The following is a 674-nucleotide window of genomic DNA, read 5'->3' on the forward strand; positions in this document are numbered from 1 at the left end:
CTTCGCTCCGAGACCCCGGGCAGGCTTGTTGGCAACCCGACGAAAGGCCTCATCGGACTGGCGCTCATCCGGCCACGAGGAAAGGGTCAGGAGCGCCAGGGCGTCCTTGACAGCTGTTCGCTGATAGAAACCGACATCGCCGACGATCTCATAAGGGACGCGCGCATGCAGCAGCGCTTCCTCCAGTGCCCGTGACAGTCTGTTCTGACGGTAAATGATCGCCATGTCGTGCCAGGCTGCGCCTGCAGCCGCACGGCGGCCGATCTCGCGGGCAATCGCCTCAGCCTCCTCGCTGGCGTAGGAAAACCCCAGCACTTCGATCGGCAGCCCCTCACCCCGACGGGTAAACAGCGTCTTCTCGATCCGGGACGGATCAAACGAGATCACGGCGTTCGACGCGTCGAGAATATGGCTGGTGGATCGGAAATTTTCCTCCAGCTTGAATGTCTTCGCGTTCGGGAATTCTCTTGAGAAATTGCGGAGAAATCCGACTTTCGCGCCGCGCCAGGAATTTATGTGGAATGCAATTTTTCGACAAAAAAATACTTTCCAGGTCGCTTTTGGGGGGGAGAGCGGAAGGTCGGCTATTGGACGATATAATCTGGAAAGTGGCCGTTCATGTAATCGTCGTTGGCAACACCTACGCACTTTAAATTGATCGTTTGAGTAAAGCC

The 674-nt window shown here is 56.7% G+C and carries 1 protein-coding gene; it reads right to left on the reverse strand.

The window, feature by feature from the left end; genetic code table 11:
- Positions 1–648: 3'-5' exonuclease (locus GOB85_RS19540; RefSeq protein ID WP_338421825.1), on the reverse strand; the 648-nt coding region annotated here is incomplete at its 3' end.
- Between the last annotated feature and the right edge of the window lie 26 nt (positions 649–674).

Origin of the sequence: Acetobacter fallax (assembly GCF_011516735.1) — a bacterium.
Lineage (GTDB): Bacteria > Pseudomonadota > Alphaproteobacteria > Acetobacterales > Acetobacteraceae > Acetobacter > Acetobacter fallax.